The 15,980-nt window shown below is 64.0% G+C and carries 15 protein-coding genes; 10 read left to right on the plus strand and 5 right to left on the minus strand.

What is annotated here, in order from left to right; translation table 11 throughout:
* Positions 1-2 precede the first annotated feature (2 nt).
* Positions 3-1,520 (minus strand): sensor histidine kinase, encoded by a 1,518-nt coding sequence (locus K1X15_RS05310; protein ID WP_220306468.1) that lies wholly within the window; start codon positions 1,518-1,520, stop codon positions 3-5.
* A gap of 316 nt (positions 1,521-1,836) precedes the next feature.
* Between K1X15_RS05310 and K1X15_RS05315 the strand changes: the two genes are divergently transcribed.
* Positions 1,837-2,316, plus strand: a complete 480-nt coding sequence (locus K1X15_RS05315; RefSeq protein ID WP_220307441.1) for an Lrp/AsnC family transcriptional regulator — start codon at positions 1,837-1,839, stop codon at positions 2,314-2,316.
* A gap of 16 nt (positions 2,317-2,332) precedes the next feature.
* Positions 2,333-2,734, plus strand: coding sequence for a VOC family protein (locus K1X15_RS05320; protein ID WP_220306469.1), 402 nt, complete (start codon positions 2,333-2,335; stop codon positions 2,732-2,734).
* Here the strand turns inward: K1X15_RS05320 and K1X15_RS05325 are convergent.
* From K1X15_RS05325 to K1X15_RS05335, 3 genes are all read right to left on the minus strand, one after another.
* Positions 2,731-3,624, minus strand: coding sequence for a phosphotransferase family protein (locus K1X15_RS05325; protein ID WP_220306470.1), 894 nt, complete (start codon positions 3,622-3,624; stop codon positions 2,731-2,733). The genes K1X15_RS05320 and K1X15_RS05325 overlap by 4 nt on opposite strands.
* Positions 3,617-4,630: a GTP 3',8-cyclase MoaA gene (gene moaA / locus K1X15_RS05330; protein ID WP_220306471.1), complete on the minus strand. Its 1,014-nt coding sequence runs from the start codon at positions 4,628-4,630 to the stop codon at positions 3,617-3,619. The genes K1X15_RS05325 and moaA overlap by 8 nt, the downstream gene beginning before the upstream one ends.
* Before the next feature lie 93 nt (positions 4,631-4,723).
* Entirely contained in the window at positions 4,724-5,311 is a 588-nt protein-coding gene (locus tag K1X15_RS05335) for a L,D-transpeptidase (RefSeq protein WP_240549668.1), read from the minus strand.
* Positions 5,312-5,558: 247 nt separating this feature from the next.
* On the opposite strand from K1X15_RS05335, the gene rpiA reads away from it, so the two are divergent.
* From rpiA to gltX, 6 genes are all read left to right on the plus strand, one after another.
* Positions 5,559-6,257, plus strand: a complete 699-nt coding sequence (rpiA, locus tag K1X15_RS05340; protein ID WP_220306472.1) for a ribose-5-phosphate isomerase RpiA — start codon at positions 5,559-5,561, stop codon at positions 6,255-6,257.
* 20 nt (positions 6,258-6,277) lie between these two features.
* Positions 6,278-6,805 carry a DUF2059 domain-containing protein gene (locus tag K1X15_RS05345; protein WP_220306473.1) on the plus strand — a complete coding sequence of 176 codons (528 nt, stop codon included), beginning with the start codon at positions 6,278-6,280 and terminating at the stop codon, positions 6,803-6,805.
* Positions 6,806-6,941: 136 nt separating this feature from the next.
* On the plus strand, positions 6,942-8,315 hold the full coding sequence (gene gor / locus K1X15_RS05350; protein ID WP_220306474.1) for a glutathione-disulfide reductase: 1,374 nt from the start codon (positions 6,942-6,944) through the stop codon (positions 8,313-8,315).
* A gap of 78 nt (positions 8,316-8,393) precedes the next feature.
* On the plus strand, positions 8,394-9,770 hold the full coding sequence (locus K1X15_RS05355) for a class II 3-deoxy-7-phosphoheptulonate synthase (protein ID WP_220306475.1): 1,377 nt from the start codon (positions 8,394-8,396) through the stop codon (positions 9,768-9,770).
* Between the two features lie 127 nt (positions 9,771-9,897).
* A complete protein-coding gene (locus K1X15_RS05360; RefSeq protein ID WP_220306476.1) occupies positions 9,898-11,565 on the plus strand; it encodes an NAD+ synthase in 1,668 nt (555 codons plus the stop codon).
* Entirely contained in the window at positions 11,562-12,890 is a 1,329-nt protein-coding gene (gene gltX / locus K1X15_RS05365; protein ID WP_220306477.1) for a glutamate--tRNA ligase, read from the plus strand. Before K1X15_RS05360 ends, gltX begins: the two co-directional genes overlap by 4 nt.
* On the opposite strand, the gene K1X15_RS05370 is transcribed toward gltX, so the two are convergent.
* Positions 12,835-13,974, minus strand: a complete 1,140-nt coding sequence (locus K1X15_RS05370) for a DUF2865 domain-containing protein (RefSeq protein ID WP_220306478.1) — start codon at positions 13,972-13,974, stop codon at positions 12,835-12,837. The genes gltX and K1X15_RS05370 overlap by 56 nt on opposite strands.
* Positions 13,975-14,234: 260 nt before the next feature.
* On the opposite strand from K1X15_RS05370, the gene K1X15_RS05375 reads away from it, so the two are divergent.
* Positions 14,235-15,242: a fumarylacetoacetate hydrolase family protein gene (locus K1X15_RS05375; RefSeq protein WP_220306479.1), complete on the plus strand. Its 1,008-nt coding sequence runs from the start codon at positions 14,235-14,237 to the stop codon at positions 15,240-15,242.
* 109 nt (positions 15,243-15,351) lie between these two features.
* The gene (locus K1X15_RS05380) at positions 15,352-15,801 is read left to right on the plus strand and encodes a c-type cytochrome (protein ID WP_220306480.1); all 450 of its coding nucleotides are present in this window, start codon (positions 15,352-15,354) and stop codon (positions 15,799-15,801) included.
* Positions 15,802-15,980 lie beyond the last annotated feature (179 nt).

The raw sequence follows: 15,980 nt of genomic DNA on the forward strand, positions 1-15,980 counted from the left end.
GCTCAGCCGGCTTCCGAATAGATTTCCAGCCTGTTCCGGCGCTCGACGACGGGTGCCAGCGCGTCCATCACCCGGGCGCGGGGGAAGGTGGCGATGACTTCGGTGCCGAAGCGCAGCTTGGAGAACAGGTCGAACCGGCCCTGATGCAGGTCCATGATCTTCTGGACGATCGGCAGGCCCAGCCCCGCGCCCTGTTCCGCGGTCTTCTGCGCCAGCGAGCCCTGGCCGAACGAGGACAACACTGTCTCGATCTCGTTTTCCGGAATACCGGGGCCATTGTCCTTGACCGAAATCATCTGCCCGCCATCGCCGCTGCGTTGCACCACGAGTACGACCTTGCCCTGCTGCGGCGTGAACTTGATCGCGTTGCTGAGCAGGTTCAGTACCACCTGGCGGATGGCGCGCTCGTCGCCCCACAGCTTGGGCAGGTTATCGCCGACGCTGAACACCAGCTCGATGCCCTTGGATTTGGCGCGCAACTCCATCATCCGGCGGCAGTCGGCGGCGATATCAACCAGCGACACGGCCTCTTCGTTGAGCTCGTACTTGCCCGCTTCGATCCGGCTGAGGTCGAGCAATTCGTTGATCAGGTTGAGCAGATGCTGCCCGCTGGCATGGATGTCGCCCGCATATTCCTTGTATTGCGCGACGTGGTGCGGGCCCAGCAGCTCCGATTTCAGCACCTCGGAAAAGCCGATGATGGCATTGAGCGGGGTGCGCAGTTCGTGGCTCATGGTGGCCAGGAACTGGCTCTTGGCAATATTGGCCTGTTCGGCATGGCGGCGCGCTTCGTCCGACATGGTGCGCGCTTCTTCCAGCTCGTAGATCAGCGTGTCCTTCTCCGCCTGGTGCGTGATGGTTTCCAGCTCAGAAGCGTGCAGCTGGCGGGCGAGATAGAGGAAGAAGATTTCCCCGCAAACCGCGACGGCGGCCAGCGTGTAGCTGAGCGTGCCGCCCAGGGCGATCAGCGAAATGGACACGGTGGTGGTCACCGGCAGCGTGCTCATCAGCGTGGCCGGCGGCAAGGTATGGGTTGCAACGGCGTTGGCCGCCACGCTGACCAGCACCATAGCGAACATCACCGGCGCCAGGGCCTCTGGATCGGTCACCAGGGTGAACAAGGCCAGCAGCGATAGGGCCAGGCCACCAACGCTTTCGGCGGCCACGAAGCTGGTTGTCCAGCGCGCGGCGTTGAATTTTGAGGGATCGACCGTCTTGAAGCGGCGGGCCGTCAGCACCACCACCAAGAGGGTCGCGATGACCAGTCCGGCCCAGAGCGCGGCGACCGTGATCGGTACCCAGAAGCTCGCAACGATAGCCAGAATGCCCACGATGGCGGCCATGGGCAGCGCCGCGCCGATGCGGGCATCGGCATAGTCGTGCATCAGTTCGAAGTCGAAATCCGCACGCGTGCCAGAGCTGGAGGTCAGCCGCTGGCGGGCCTCGAGCACGGTTTTCTGTGCTGATCGCTTGCCGTCACGCCCGGAGCGGGCACGGGGATCGGCGTCGGGAACCGGCATGGAAGTGTTACTCGTTACTCAATGATGCGAACAAAAACGCGCTCGCGACGCTCACGGCGAAACCTTAGGCGGCGCGTAGTTAACAGGGCGTGAAACGGGGGCCGCCTGCATGACCCATGCGGCTGGCGAGGATGTCCGCTGCGGCAAAAGCGGTGGCGCGGCGCCCGCGGACAGGGTTAAGTTAGTGTTGCGCGGGCAATTACATTGTGACGCGCAATTTTATTGCGCCGGATTGGCCAATATGGCACTGCTTCTGTCGCCGACGCAGACGAATGGCTCTCAAGGTAAAATCTGATTTCAAGGGACCGGGATGGCTTTGGACAAGATCGACCGCAAGATTCTGACGCTGCTGCAAAAGGACGCGACCATGCCGGTGGCTGAAATCGGCCGCAAGGTGGGCCTCTCCACCACCCCCTGCTGGCGCCGCATCCAGAAGATGGAAGAAGACGGCGTCATCCAGCGGCGCGTGGCGGTTCTTGACCCGGTCAAGGTCAATGTCGGCGTCACTGTCTTCGTCTCGGTCAAGACCAACGAGCACAATGATGCCTGGATGCGCAAGTTTTCGGGCGTGGTCGACGAGTTCCCCGAGGTCGTCGAGTTCTATCGCATGAGCGGTGATGTCGACTATCTGATGCGCGTCGTCGTGCCCGACATCGGCGCCTACGACGCCTTCTACAAGCGCCTGATCGGCAAGATCAACCTGACCGATGTCAGCTCGGCCTTCGCCATGGGTCAGATCAAGTATACCACGGCGCTGCCGCTCGACTTCGCCATCATCTCCGACGACGACAAGTAGGAGCGGGGTTCGCGCCATGCTGCTCGGCTTCGAACATGTCGGCATGACGGTCAGCGACATGGATCGCGCCATCGATTTCTATTGCGGCCTCCTGGGCTTGCGCCTGGCCCTGCGCCGCACCACGGCGGGCGGCGAACTGGCCTTTCTCGATGCCGGCGGCGGCATGCTGGAAGTGGCGGCGCCCGCCCATGCGGTGGAGCGCTTCCGCGACGTGCCCCATTCCGAAGCGGGCATGCGCCATCTGACCCTCGCCTATGACGATGTCGACGCCATGGTCGAATTGCTCGCCGCCGCTGGCGTCGAGATCGTCGAGCAGCCGCGCGACGCCTACAATACCGAAATGATCCGCCGCGTCGCCTTCGTCCGCGATCCCGATGGCATCCTGGTGGAACTGATCGAACGCGCGCCGGGACGCTAGCCTGCAGCGGCGATGGATAGGCAGCGCCTCAGCGCCCATGCTGTCATCCGGGCATCCTTGTCCTTCAGGGCATCGTGGAGCACCCCCAGCCCGACGCGGATCTGGTAGCAGGTCAGGGTGTCGCGCTCCTCGATCCGCCAGGGCTCATGCTGTTCTATGAAGCGGCATTGCTGCTCCATACTGTCGAGCCATGGTCGCCAGTAGAAGACATTGGCGATGTCATAGAGCGGATCGCCGATCATGGCCTCCGACCAGTCGATCAGGCCGGTTATCGCGCCGCCCTGTACCAGCACGTTGTTCGATCCGAAGTCGCCATGAACGAGTCTGCGACGATCCGGCAGCGCCACTGCCATCCGGCACACCCTGTCGACCAGGCGGGAAACATCTGTGCCTGGCGACGCGGGCAATGCAGTCCAGTTCCACGTCCCGACCTCTGCAACAAAATCCGGCCACTGAGCAAAGGCTGTTTCTCCAGACGCGTTGAATGGTCCTGCGCCTCGCACCCAACTCAACTCCAGTGCGGCCAGGGCATCAAGCAGTTGTCCCATCGCAGCGCCATAGTGCAGGGCCTCGCCCCTCGGCAGCGCTTGCAGAGTGTCGCCCGCAAGTCGGCGAGATACGCAATACCAGGAACCGGTCCCGGTGGGCGCTAGCCGCAAGACCTCAGGCACGGGAATCCCCGGGCCGTGAAATCGCTCATGCGCCAGGCGATCTTTCTCAAATCCCGCGGCGGAACGGTTGACCCGCACGACAAGGCGGTCGTCCTCAATGTCAAAGGCATAGACGCGAGACTCTTCTCCTTCCACAAGCGGCCAGAAGGCAGAAATGCCGGCAAAGTCCTTGTCCAACAGGGCCTTGAGCGCATTGGCCTCGATCTGTGGCTTACCCACCCGTGACGCTCATATGCCGCGCCACGGCCGGCGCCTCGTGGGTCCGGTCGAGCACGAAATCATGGCCCTTGGGCTTGATGATCATGGCGTGGTCCAGCGCCGCGTCCAGCGCGGCCATGCCCCCTTCGCGCCAGGCATCGCGCAGGTTCACCTGGTCGTCCTGGCCCAGGCAGAGGAACAATTGCCCGGTGGCCGTTAGCCGCACGCGATTGCAGCTCTCGCAGAAATTGTGGCTCATCGGGGTGATGAAGCCCAGCGTGCCGCCGGTCTCGGCCACATGCACATAGCGGGCAGGCCCGCCGGTGCGCTTGTCGAGCTTGGCGAAAGTATATCGCCTTGCCAGCCGCTCATGCAGTTCGCGCAGCGGCAAATAGCTGTCCACCCGATCGATCCCGACTTCGCCCAGCGGCATGCCTTCGATCAGGGTCAGGCCCATGCCCTGGCCATGCGCCCAGGCCATCATGGCTTCGATCTCGTCGTCATTGACGCCGCGCATCGCCACCATGTTGATCTTGATGGCAAGCCCCGCCGCCTGGGCCGCTGCAATGCCCGTCAGCACATCCTCGATCCGCCCCCGTCGCGTGATCTGCCGGAAGCGTCCGGGATCGAGCGTGTCGAGGGACACATTGACCCGACGAACGCCCGCCGCAAACAGGCTCTCGGCATGCTTGCCGAGCTGGCTGCCATTGGTGGTGAGGGTCAGTTCATCAAGCCCGTTGCCGATCCTGCTGCCCAGGCTGCGGACCAGCGACATGATATCGCGGCGCACCAGCGGCTCGCCGCCCGTCAGCCGGATTTTGGTGGTGCCGCGCGCGATGAAGGCGCCGGCTATGGCCTCGACTTCCTCGAAGCTGAGCACGTCCTTCTTGGGCAGGAAGGTCATGTCTTCGGCCATGCAATAGACACAGCGGAAGTCGCAGCGATCAGTGACCGAAATGCGCAGATAGGAGATGCGGCGGCCGAAGCTGTCGATCAGGGGGCGTTGCGAAAGGGACGAACCAGTCATGCACACAATCTAATCGTCATCGGGCCCGGCGCAAAGCGGCCGAAAAGCAAAGGGCCGCCAAATTGGCGGCCCCTGTCGAAATCTTTATGTCGCTCAGTGCTTGACCACGATAAGCGCGCCGACCTGCACGCGATCATAGAGATCGGTGATGTCGTCATTGGTCAGGCGGATACAGCCCGAGGACACGGCCTGGCCGATGGACCAGGGCTCGGACGTGCCATGCACGCGGTAGAGCGTCGAGCCGATATAGAGGGCGCGGGCGCCAAGCGGATTGTCCGGGCCGCCGGGCATATAGGCCGGCAGGTCGGGAACGCGCTTGCGCATGGCCGGCGGCGGGGTCCAGCCGGGCCACTCGGCCTTGCGGGTGATCCGGTGGGTGCCGGACCAGCGGAACCCGTCACGGCCCACGCCAATACCGTATTTCATCGCCTTGCCGTCTTCGAGCACAAGATACAGGCGGCGCTCGCTCGTCTCGATGACAATCGTGCCTGGCTTGTGGGTGGTTTCGTAGCTGACAATCTGTTTGCGGATCGGGCTGCCGCCGCGATTGGCAGTCGCGGCGCGATCCTCGAACTGATTGGTGTCGGGATTATACCACAATGCTGCGCTGGTCGGCAGCACGCTGCTGGCCGCCAGCAGGATCGCCATGCCGATCGCCAATGCAATTCTAAAGATGCTCATGCTTCCACTTGGCCTCTGATGCGCTGGCCTGATTCGTGCCCGCGACTATTTGCGCTCTTTACTGTGTATGCGGAACTCCCGGAAGAGACGTGCCACTTTTCCGCCGCATATGCGATATCATCGCCATATTGTGTTGCCAGCCGGTTACACTGGTGGCTCACCAAAGCGTGATTGACCGCCCAAGGTCGGCTTGACAGCAGGCGTTTGCGCCTGTCACACCCCCGCCAATTGCATCAGGAGTGGCGCCATGAGCGAAGCCCTCAAGCGTGAAGCTGCGGCCCGGGCCGTCGCCGAGATATCGTCGGGTATGAAAGTGGGGCTCGGCACCGGCTCCACCGCCCGCCATTTCGTCGACCTGCTGGGTGAGCGCGTGACGCAGGGACTCGAGATCGTCGGCGTCCCGACCTCCGAGGCGACGGCCCGACAGGCCCGCGACTGCGGCATACCGCTTTCGGACCTCGATGCTCTCGACCGGCTCGACGTCACCGTCGATGGTGCCGACGAAATCGATGCGGCGCTGAACCTGATAAAAGGGGGCGGCGGCGCGCTTCTGCGCGAGAAAATCGTGGCGGCGGCTTCGGACGCCATGATCGTGATCGCTGACAGCTCCAAGCTGGTGGAGACTCTGGGCCGTTTTCCGCTGCCCATCGAAGTCAATGCCTTCGGCCTTGGTGCAACCCGGCGCGCTGTGGCCGATGTCCTGGCACGCCATGATGCCCAGGGTGCACTAAGGCTGCGCGTGACCGCCGACGGCAAGGACTTCGTCACCGACGGTGGGCATTTCATTCTTGATGCTTTTTTTGGCCGCATTTCGCAGCCAGAAGCGCTCTCCAGCGAGCTTTTGAACATTCCGGGCGTCGTCCAGCACGGGCTGTTCCTCAATATGTGCCGCAAGGCTTATGTGGCGACGCCAAATGGCGTAGAAACACTTCTCAAGGGCAATTGACCAGGGTGGAACGGGACACGATGGCTTTCTCCAATATTCGAAACTGGGCGCGTGGCGTCAGGATGATTGCGCTGGCCGCGATGGTGGCGCTCGGTGCCAATGCCGTTGTGCCGGCCCTGGCCCAGGAAGTTGCCCCCGAGCAACTGGCCATGGCGCGCAAATATATCGACCTGACCGATCGTGGCGCCGTGTTCGAAACCACTGTCGTCGAGGTTGGCATCGATACCCTGCGCCAGATCGTGACCCAGAACCCGGAAATCCAGGAACAGACCAGCGACGTCATCGGCGATGTCATCAAGGAATACAACGGTCGCAAGGGCGAACTGCTCGATCAGTTCGCGCGCATCTATGCGATCTACTTTTCCATGGAAGAGCTGACCGAAATCGTCGCTTTCTACGAGTCGCCCACGGGCCAGAAACTGGCCAAGGCCAATTCCGACCTCAACACCGATATTCGCCGTGTCCTGCAGGTCTACACCAACAACCTTCGGACCGAATTCTTCGCCAAGGTGCGGGCCGGTCTGCGTGAAAAGGGCGTGGAGCTCTGAGCGCAGCGCAGTCCTGAGTTGAAGACCCCGCCTTGTGCGGGGTCTTTTTTTGTGCGAAGCCGCACATCATATCCATCGGTACTAGACGATGGACCAGAACTGTGATGCGCGGCATGCATCCGGGCAGGGGGCTCTCATGGAATTCGACTACGACCTGATTGTCATCGGCGCAGGCTCAGGCGGCGTGCGCGCCGCGCGCATGGCGGCCACCTATGGAGCCAAGGTTGCGATCGTCGAGGAATTCCGGGTTGGCGGCACCTGCGTGATCCGCGGCTGCGTTCCCAAGAAGCTCTATGTCTACGCGGCGCGCTTCCGCGATCAGTTCGATGTGGCCGGGAGTTTCGGCTGGCAGGTCGATGCCAGCTTCGACTGGCCGACCCTGGTTGCCGCCAAGGAAAAGGAAATTACCCGGCTCGAGCACGGCTATACCAGCAATCTCGAAAAGCCCGGCGTGGAGATCATCCGCGACCGTGCGGTGGTCACCGGACCCAATGGCATTCGCCTCGTCCGCGATGGCCGCGAACTGAGCGCCAAATATCTCTTGGTCGCGACGGGCGCCCATCCGTTCATTCCCGATATCCCGGGCGCCGAATTCGGCATCACCTCCAATGAGGCCTTTGACCTTCCGGCCCTGCCGCACTCCATCCTGATCGAGGGCGGCGGCTATATTGCCGTCGAGTTCGCCACCATTTTCGCCGGGCTGGGCGTCAACACCTCCATTATCTACCGCGGGGACTGCATCCTGCGCGGCTTTGACGAAGACATGCGGCGCGGCCTGGAGGCGGGCCTCACCGAGCGTGGCATCCGGCTGATCTACCAGACCACCATCAAATCCCTGGCCCGCACCGGCAGCGACACAACCGCCACGTTCAGTGATGGCACCTCGGCACCCTTTGGTGCGGTGATGTTCGCCACGGGCCGCCGCCCCAACATCGATGGCCTTGGCCTGGAAGCCGCTGGCGTCAAGCTGACCGAACACGGTTCGGTCGCGGTGGATGAATATTCGCAGACCTCTGTGCCATCCATCTATGCCGTCGGCGACGTCACCGGCCGCGCCCAGCTGACGCCCGTCGCCATCCGCGAAGGCTGGTACTTTGCCGAGACCGTGTTCAACGACAATCCAATGAAGGTCGACCATTCGCTGATCCCCACCGCGGTCTTCGCCGAGCCCGAGATCGGCACGGTTGGTCTCACCGAGGCCGAGGCGGCTACCCATGGCGACGTGGACGTCTATGTCGCCCGCTTCCGCCCCATGCAGAACACGCTCTCGGATCGCACCGAGCGCATGGTTCTCAAACTCATCACCGAGAAGGACGGGGGCAAGGTCCTGGGCGTTCATATTCTGGGTCCAGGGGCGGCCGAGATGATCCAGCTCGTCGGCATCGCCGTCGGCATGGGCGCCACCAAGGCCGATTTCGACCGCACCATTGCGCTCCATCCTTCGGCCGCCGAAGAGCTCGTCACCTTCAAGGCGCCGACCTATGTCTATCGCGACTGTAAGAAGGTCTGAGCCTTTCTCCTTGGCAGGGGCGCTCTGGCTTGCTAGAGCGCCCACAGTGACCGTGCCCCGGCTCAAGCGAGACAGAAAATGACCACCTGGACCCCCAGCTCCTGGCGTGACAAGCCGATCAAGCAGGTGCCTGCCTATCCCGATCCGGCGGCGCTGGCTGAAGCCGAGCGTCAGCTGGGCACCTTCCCGCCGCTGGTCTTTGCCGGCGAGGCGCGCGAGCTGAAGTCCCGCCTGGCCGCCGTTTCCCGCGGCGAGGCCTTCCTGCTCCAGGGCGGCGACTGCGCCGAAAGCTTTGCCGAGCACGGTGCGGACCATATCCGCGACTTCTTCCGCGTCTTCCTGCAGATGGCGGTGGTGTTGACCCATGGCGCGTCCAAGCCCGTGGTCAAGGTCGGCCGCGTAGCCGGCCAGTTTGCCAAGCCCCGCTCGGCCGATACCGAAACGATCGACGGCGTGGAGCTGCCCTCCTATCGCGGCGACATCATCAACGACATCGCCTTCACCGAAGCGGCCCGCGTTCCCGATCCCAATCGCCTGCTGATGGCCTATCGCCAGTCGGCGGCCACGCTCAACCTGCTGCGCGCCTTCTCCATGGGCGGCTATGCCGAACTGACCCGCATCCATGAATGGACCATGGGCTTCATGAAGGGCTCGAGCTGGGACGCGCGCTTCGAGGAAGTGGCCCGACGCATCGACGATGCCATCACCTTCATGGGTGCTCTCGGCCTCAACCCTGAGAACACGCCGGCGCTCAAGCAGACCAGCTTCTACACCAGCCACGAGGCGCTGCTGCTCGGCTATGAGGAAGCGCTGACGCGCCGGGATTCGATCACCAACAATTGGTACGCCACCTCCGGTCACATGCTCTGGATCGGCGATCGCACCCGCAATCCCGACGAGGCGCATGTCGAATATTTCGCCGGCATCAACAATCCCATCGGCATCAAGTGCGGACCAAGCCTTGCCAATGACGACCTGTTGCGCCTGCTCGACCGGCTCAATCCCACCGACGAGGCCGGGCGCATCACGCTGATCTCGCGCTTTGGCGCCGACAAGGTGCACGAGCACCTGCCGCGCCTGATCGAAACCGTGCAGAAGGCCGGCCGCACCGTTGTCTGGTGCTGCGACCCCATGCATGGCAACACCGTCAAGGCCTCCACCGGCTTCAAGACCCGTCCGTTTGACCGCGTCCTCTCCGAAGTGAAAAACTTCTTCGAGGTTCACCGCGAAATGGGCACCTATGCGGGCGGCGTCCATATCGAGATGACCGGCGACGACGTCACCGAATGCGTCGGCGGCGTTTCTGCCGTCACCGAGGCGACCTTGTCGGACCGCTACAACACCTATTGCGACCCGCGCCTCAATGCCAGCCAGGCGCTGGAACTGGCCTTCCTCGTGGCCGAGGAAGTGCATGCGCAAAAACCCCCGCGCCAGTTGCAGGCGGCCGGCGAGTAGCATCGCCAGCCGGCAATGCGTCCTGCCGGCCGCGCCGCTTGCCCTTGATAGGGTGAGCGGCTAAGTCTGGCGCCGCATCCGGCCTTTGGCCGGGTGGCCCTGTCCCTTGCACCCAGGCCCATCCCCCGTGACCGACCAGCTCCGCATCGCGCTCGCTCAGTTCAATCCCAAGGTCGGCGATCTGGCCGGCAATCTGGCGCTCGCCCGCAAGGCCCTCGACGACGCCAGTGCGGCCAGGGCCGATATCCTGATGCTGTCCGAGCTGTTCCTGACCGGCTATTTCCCGGACGACCTGCTGTTCAAGGACCAGTTCATCAAGGACGCCATTGCGGCCGCGCGCGCGCTTGTGGCCGACACGGTCGGCTGCGGCGTGGTCCTCATCCTGCCCACCATCTGGCTCGACGTGACCGGCCTTCACAATGCGGTGCTGGTTGCCGAGAACGGCGAGATCACCGCCATCCGCTACAAGCGCGAATTGCCCAATAGCGACGTGTTCTACGAGAAACGCTATTTCGAAGCCGGCCCGCTGCCGCTGCCGGTCACCATCAAGGGCGTCCCGGTCGGCATTCCCATCTGCGAGGACATCTGGCACCCGGCCGTGTGCGAACATCTGGCCATGCGCGGCGCCGAGATCATGCTCTGCCCCAATGGCTCGCCCTACTGGACCAACAAGCAGCATATCCGCAAGGATCTGGTCCGCGCCCGCGTCGCCGAGGATGGCGTGCCCATGCTCTACCTCAACCAGGTCGGCGGCCAGGACGAACTGGTCTTCGATGGCGCCTCCTTCGCCATGGAGCCGGGCGACAAGCTGGTGATGCAGGGCAAATCCTTCACGCCCGACTTCATCGTGACCGACTGGGTGCGCGAAGACGCCGGCTGGACCTGCACCAATGGCCAGGTCGAAGACCTGACCTCGGTCGAGGAAGCGCCCTGGCGCGCCTGCGTGCTGGGTCTCCGGGACTATGTCCACAAGAACGGCTTTTCCCATGTGGTGCTGGGCCTGTCCGGCGGCATCGACAGCGCCGTGGTCGCCGCCATGGCCGCCGATGCCTTCGGGCCGGACAAGGTCCACGCCATCATGCTGCCCTATCGCTACACCTCCGAGGCGAGCATCCGCGACGCCAGGGACTGCGCCGATCGCCTGGGCGTGCGCTACGACGTCGTCGCCATCGGCGACCCCGTGGATGGCGCGCTCAATGAGCTGCAGCCCATCTTCGGCAATCGCCCCATCGACACCGCCGAGGAAAACATCCAGTCGCGCATGCGCGGCACCATCCTCATGGCGGTGTCCAACAAGCTCGGCTCCATGCTGCTCACCACCGGCAACAAGTCCGAAATGGGCGTGGGCTACGCCACCATCTATGGCGACATGAATGGCGGCTACAATCCGCTCAAGGACATGTTCAAGATGGACGTCTATGCCCTGGCCGCCTGGCGCAACAAGCACGTGCCGGGCGACTGCCTCGGCCGGGCAGGGGAGGTCATCCCCCAGTCGATCATCGACAAGGCGCCCTCCGCCGAACTCCGCCCCGACCAGACCGACCAGGATAGCCTCCCGCCCTATCCGGTGCTCGACGATATCCTCACCTGCATCGTCGAGGAGGAAATGGCGCTGGGCGACATCGTCAAGCGCGGCCACGCGCCCGACCTGGTCAAGCGCATCGAGCGGCTGCTCAATATCGCCGAATACAAGCGCCGCCAGTCCGCGCCCGGCCCAAAGCTGACCCCCCGCGCCTTCGGCCAGGGCCGCAAATATCCCATCACCAATGGCTACAAGGACGGAACCGTCGGATGAGCGTCACCGTTCGCTGGGCGCCGTCCCCCACCGGCCGCATTCACCTGGGCAATGCCCGCCCGGCACTGCTCAACTGGTTCTTCGCCCGCCGTCATGGCGGCCGCTATGTCCTGCGCATGGATGATACGGATCTGGCGCGCTCCACCCGCGAATTCGCCGATGGTATCGAAGCGGATCTCAAATGGCTTGGCGTCGAACCAGACCTGCTGGTTCGCCAGTCCGAGCGCACCGCCCTCTATGACGCTGCCCGCGACCGCCTGATCGCCGCGGGGCGCCTCTACCCCTGCTACGAAACCGAGGACGAGCTCGACCGCAAGCGAGCCCGCGCCCGCCTGCTGGGCAAGCCGCCGATCTATGATCGCGCCGCGCTCGCCCTCACCGAGGAGGATCGCGCCCGCCTCGAGGCCGAGGGCCGCACCCCGCACTGGCGCTTCCGGCTCGATGGCCGTCCCGTGCATTTCGACGATCTCATCAAGGGCGCGCAGACGGTCAACACCGCCTCCATGTCCGACCCGGTACTCATCCGCGCCGACGGCTCTTATCTCTATACGCTGCCCTCCGTGGTCGATGACATTGACCTCGGCATCACCCATGTCATCCGCGGCGAAGACCACGTTTCCAATACCGGCACCCAGATCGAGATCTTCGAGGCACTGGGCGGCGCGGTGCCCGTTTTCGGCCACCATAACCTTCTCACCGACGCGCAGGGCCAAGGCTTTTCCAAGCGCCTGGGCAGCCAGTCCATCGCCGATTTTCGCGCCGAGGGCTATGAGCCCCTGGCCATCGCCATCGTCGCGACGCTGACCGGCACCAGCCTTTCCGTCGAGCCCTATGAGAGCCTCGACGCCATCGCCGAAAAGCTCGATTTCTCGATGATCTCGCATGGCTCGGCCCGCTTCGATCCGGCCGAACTCGATACGCTCAACGCCCGCATGCTTCACGCCATGCCCTATGCCGCGGCAGCGTCCCGCCTCTCGGCCCTCGGCCTCGAAGGCGAAGCCATGTGGCTGCTGCTGCGCGAAAACCTCGCCAAATTTCCCGACATCGCCGAGTGGTCAAAGCTGGTCACCGGTCCGGTCGAGCCGGTCGTGGCCGATGAAGATCGCGATTTCTTGGCGCTCGCCAAGGCCTTGCTGCCGCCCGAACCATGGGACGAGACGACCTGGAGCCACTGGACCGATGCCCTCAAGGCATCGACCGGCCGCAAGGGCAAGGCGCTGTTCCTGCCCCTGAGGCTGGCGCTGACCGGCCGTCACGACGGCCCCGAGCTCAAGTCCCTGCTTGTCCTGCTTGGGCGTAAGGCGTGTCTGGACCGACTACCCTGACAGTCTTGTCACCCAGCTTGACGATGCGCAGCTCCGGCTCGGCCTGCGCCAGCGGCTGACGCGCAACCTCGCCGGGGCCGGAGGGCCTTGGGCGGGGCAGGGGCACGTCGACCAGCGCCACCGTGGCGACTTCCTCCACCGGCGCCGCCTGGACCGGCGCGACGCCGCGCGGATCGCGCAGCGGCAACGGAAACCGCACGCCATTGATGTCGAGCATCGCCCGGCTGCTGCCATCGGCGGCGCTGGTGACGGTCACCGATCCATCGGCAACAGGCGCGGCCTGGCAGGTGGCGGACTTGTCGAATTCATTGCGATAGGCAAAGGCGCTGGGCAGGGCCGTATAGGGCGTCCCGTTCATATTGCGCATCTGCTCCGGCTCCTCGCCGGGATTGTTGTAATAGTAGAGCTCTACCGCCGTATTGGGACACATCTGCTGGCAGCTCATGGCGTCATTGCCGATATAGTCTGGCAGGGTGGCGTAGCTGATGGGCCAGAAATAGCCGTCGCTCAGGCGCACGCAGACGGTCCGCACCGTGTTGTAGCCCTGGTAGCCCCAATAGTCGCCGCCATCGACGAAATCGCCATTGGTGAAGTCATTCTCGGTGGTCGTGCCGAAGACGCGGTCGAACACATTCTGCCGGTCGCGGGTGAAGGTCGCGCTTGAGCCCGAATTGCAGCCGAAGCGCGCCATTTCCTGAAGGATCGACTCGCGCTGCTGCGCGACGGCGTTGGCCGTCTCCACCGACTGGCTGACCTGGGCGTACTCGTCGCGCAGGTCGAGCACTTCGCGGGCGATGAGCTGGCAGGCCCGGGTCAGCTGCCGGCCGGCGCGCGCGTCATCATTGCACCCGTCGCGGATATAGCGGCTCTCCGCCTGCTGCACCTGCCGCTGCAGCTGCCGGGCCGCGTTGGAATTGCCGCCCATCTGGCGAAACTCGCTATTGCGGTCGAACTGGGCCAGCGCCGCCTGCAATTGCGCGCATTGGGCTGCCTGCGCATGGGCCGCGTCGATATCGAGCGCCAGCACCACGCTGGCCAGAATAAGCAGGATCAGGGGCCGAAGCCTGGTCAAGGTGAAATGCACGCCAAATTCCCGTATGCGGGTCCGCAACCGCGCGAGCCCGAGGGCTCCTGAGACATCGCTGGAGCACGATCGGCAAAGCCTGCGGCTTTGCTTTCCGGACGCGGGCCGGAGATCGATCATGCGTCAAAACAATGGCTTGAAGCATTGGTTCCGATTCTGTCGGAGTGGATAATGCTTTAAGCTCCATGGCAACATTATAGCCGCGTGATTTGCCCGGCGGTAGCGCGTTGCGGCAACACCGGACCCAAGGAGAGCCTGCAATGAAACTCGCCACCCTGCGCAACAATCGCCCGGATGGCCAGCTTGCGGTCGTTTCCGGCGACCTTTCCCGCTATGTCTCGGCTGGCCGCGTCGCGCCCACGCTGCAGGCCGCGCTCGACGATTGGCCCCGGGCCGCGCCGGCTCTGGCCGATCTGGCGCGCCAGCTCGACGCCGGCGAGATCGCGGGCCAGGCGTTCAACGCTGCCGATGCTCACGCCCCTTTGCCGCGCGCCTATCAATGGATCGACGGCTCCGCCTATATGAGCCATCTCGAGCGCGTCCGGTCGCTCAAGGGCAGCAAGGACGAGGAACTGCAATCGATCCGCCCGCTGCTTTACCAGGGCGGCTCCGATTCGCTGTCGGCGGCCACTGCGCCCATCATCATTCCAAGCGACGATCTGGCGCTCGATTTCGAAGCTGAAGTCGGCGTCATCATCGGACCCGTGCCCATGGGGGCAACCCGCGAACAGGCCGCAGCGGCCATTCGCCTCGTCACCGTGCTCAACGACGTGTCGCTGCGCCGGCTGGTGGCCGATGACCTGCAGAATGGGTTCGGCTTCTTCCATGCCAAGCCCTCGACCAGTTTCGCACCCGTGGTCATCACGCCCGACAGCCTGGGCGCCGCCTGGCACGACAATCGCCTCCACCTGCCCATCCGCATCGAGGTCAATGGCGTGCTCTACGGCCAGCCCAATGCAGGCATCGGCATGCATTTCGACTTCGCCGATCTCATCGTCGAGGCCGCCCGCACCCGCAACCTCGCTGCGGGGACGATCATTGGCGGTGGCACCGTGTCCAATCCGCACGACCAGACCCTGCCCATCAAGGCCGATGGCATCGGCTTTGCCTGCATCGCCGAAGCCCGCACGGCCGAGAAGGCCAAGTATGGGCGGGCCCGCACACCCTTCCTCAAGCCCGGCGACCGGGTGCGCATCGGCGCCCTGGATGCGGGTGGAAAATCGCTGTTCGGCGACATCGATCAGGCCGTGGCGCTGCTCGCCAACTGATTGATAACATTCGCGTGTGCTCGTTGGGCGCGTCATCTTGCCATGCAAGTGTGCTGGCTCGGGTAGAGGGGCCCGCTTCGATGTCCATCATGATTGAGGGAAAGTATTGATGCTCATCCGCAAAGCTTCCGCCTTTGCTGTCGCCGCTATTCTGGCCGGAGGCATTGTTGGCGCCTTCGCCCAGGACGCCTTCACTCCGCCCGCCACCCCCGAAGAGGCTGTGGCGATGCGCCAGGCCCTGATGAAGGAGGATGGCGGCATCATGCGCACTCTGGGTAACCTGTCCGGCGCCGAAGCCGTCGCGGCCCTGACCACGGTGCGCGACAATTACAGTCACATCCCGGCCCTCTTCCCCGAAGGGTCGATTGTTGGCAGCAGCAAGGCGCTGCCGGCCATCTGGGAAAATTGGGAAGCCTTTACCGCCATCGTCGACACCGGTGTTGCGGCGGCCGAAGCGGGCATTGCCGCTGCCGAGGCCGGCGATGCCGCCGGCTATGGCGCGGCCGTCAAGACCATCATGGGCACCTGCGGCCAGTGCCACCAGCAGTTTAGGTCCTAGCGACCCGCATCAGTTACCTGTCGCCTCCAAAGCGATTGGGCGGCCCTTCGGGGTCGCCCTCTTTTGTTTGGGCTTGATTTCTTCCGTTCGTCCGGCCAATCTCCGCGCCATGAAGTCCACGTGCACCATTACCTGCTGCATTATTACCTGCTAACCCAAGCGTTGGCGGAGCGGTCTTC

This window comes from Devosia salina, from assembly GCF_019504385.1.
Lineage (GTDB): Bacteria > Pseudomonadota > Alphaproteobacteria > Rhizobiales > Devosiaceae > Devosia > Devosia salina.

What these genes read in the sequence shown, in the direction of transcription:
- K1X15_RS05310 (WP_220306468.1), bottom strand. Translation starts at nt 1,520, where the DNA reads ATGCCGGTTCCCGACGCCGATCCCCGTGCCCGCTCCGGGCGTGACGGC.
- K1X15_RS05320 (WP_220306469.1), top strand. Translation starts at nt 2,333, where the DNA reads ATGCTGCTCGGCTTCGAACATGTCGGCATGACGGTCAGCGACATGGAT.
- moaA (WP_220306471.1), bottom strand. Translation starts at nt 4,630, where the DNA reads ATGACTGGTTCGTCCCTTTCGCAACGCCCCCTGATCGACAGCTTCGGC.
- K1X15_RS05335 (WP_240549668.1), bottom strand. Translation starts at nt 5,311, where the DNA reads ATGAGCATCTTTAGAATTGCATTGGCGATCGGCATGGCGATCCTGCTG.
- rpiA (WP_220306472.1), top strand. Translation starts at nt 5,559, where the DNA reads ATGAGCGAAGCCCTCAAGCGTGAAGCTGCGGCCCGGGCCGTCGCCGAG.
- K1X15_RS05345 (WP_220306473.1), top strand. Translation starts at nt 6,278, where the DNA reads ATGGCTTTCTCCAATATTCGAAACTGGGCGCGTGGCGTCAGGATGATT.
- gor (WP_220306474.1), top strand. Translation starts at nt 6,942, where the DNA reads ATGGAATTCGACTACGACCTGATTGTCATCGGCGCAGGCTCAGGCGGC.
- K1X15_RS05355 (WP_220306475.1), top strand. Translation starts at nt 8,394, where the DNA reads ATGACCACCTGGACCCCCAGCTCCTGGCGTGACAAGCCGATCAAGCAG.
- gltX (WP_220306477.1), top strand. Translation starts at nt 11,562, where the DNA reads ATGAGCGTCACCGTTCGCTGGGCGCCGTCCCCCACCGGCCGCATTCAC.
- K1X15_RS05375 (WP_220306479.1), top strand. Translation starts at nt 14,235, where the DNA reads ATGAAACTCGCCACCCTGCGCAACAATCGCCCGGATGGCCAGCTTGCG.
- K1X15_RS05380 (WP_220306480.1), top strand. Translation starts at nt 15,352, where the DNA reads ATGCTCATCCGCAAAGCTTCCGCCTTTGCTGTCGCCGCTATTCTGGCC.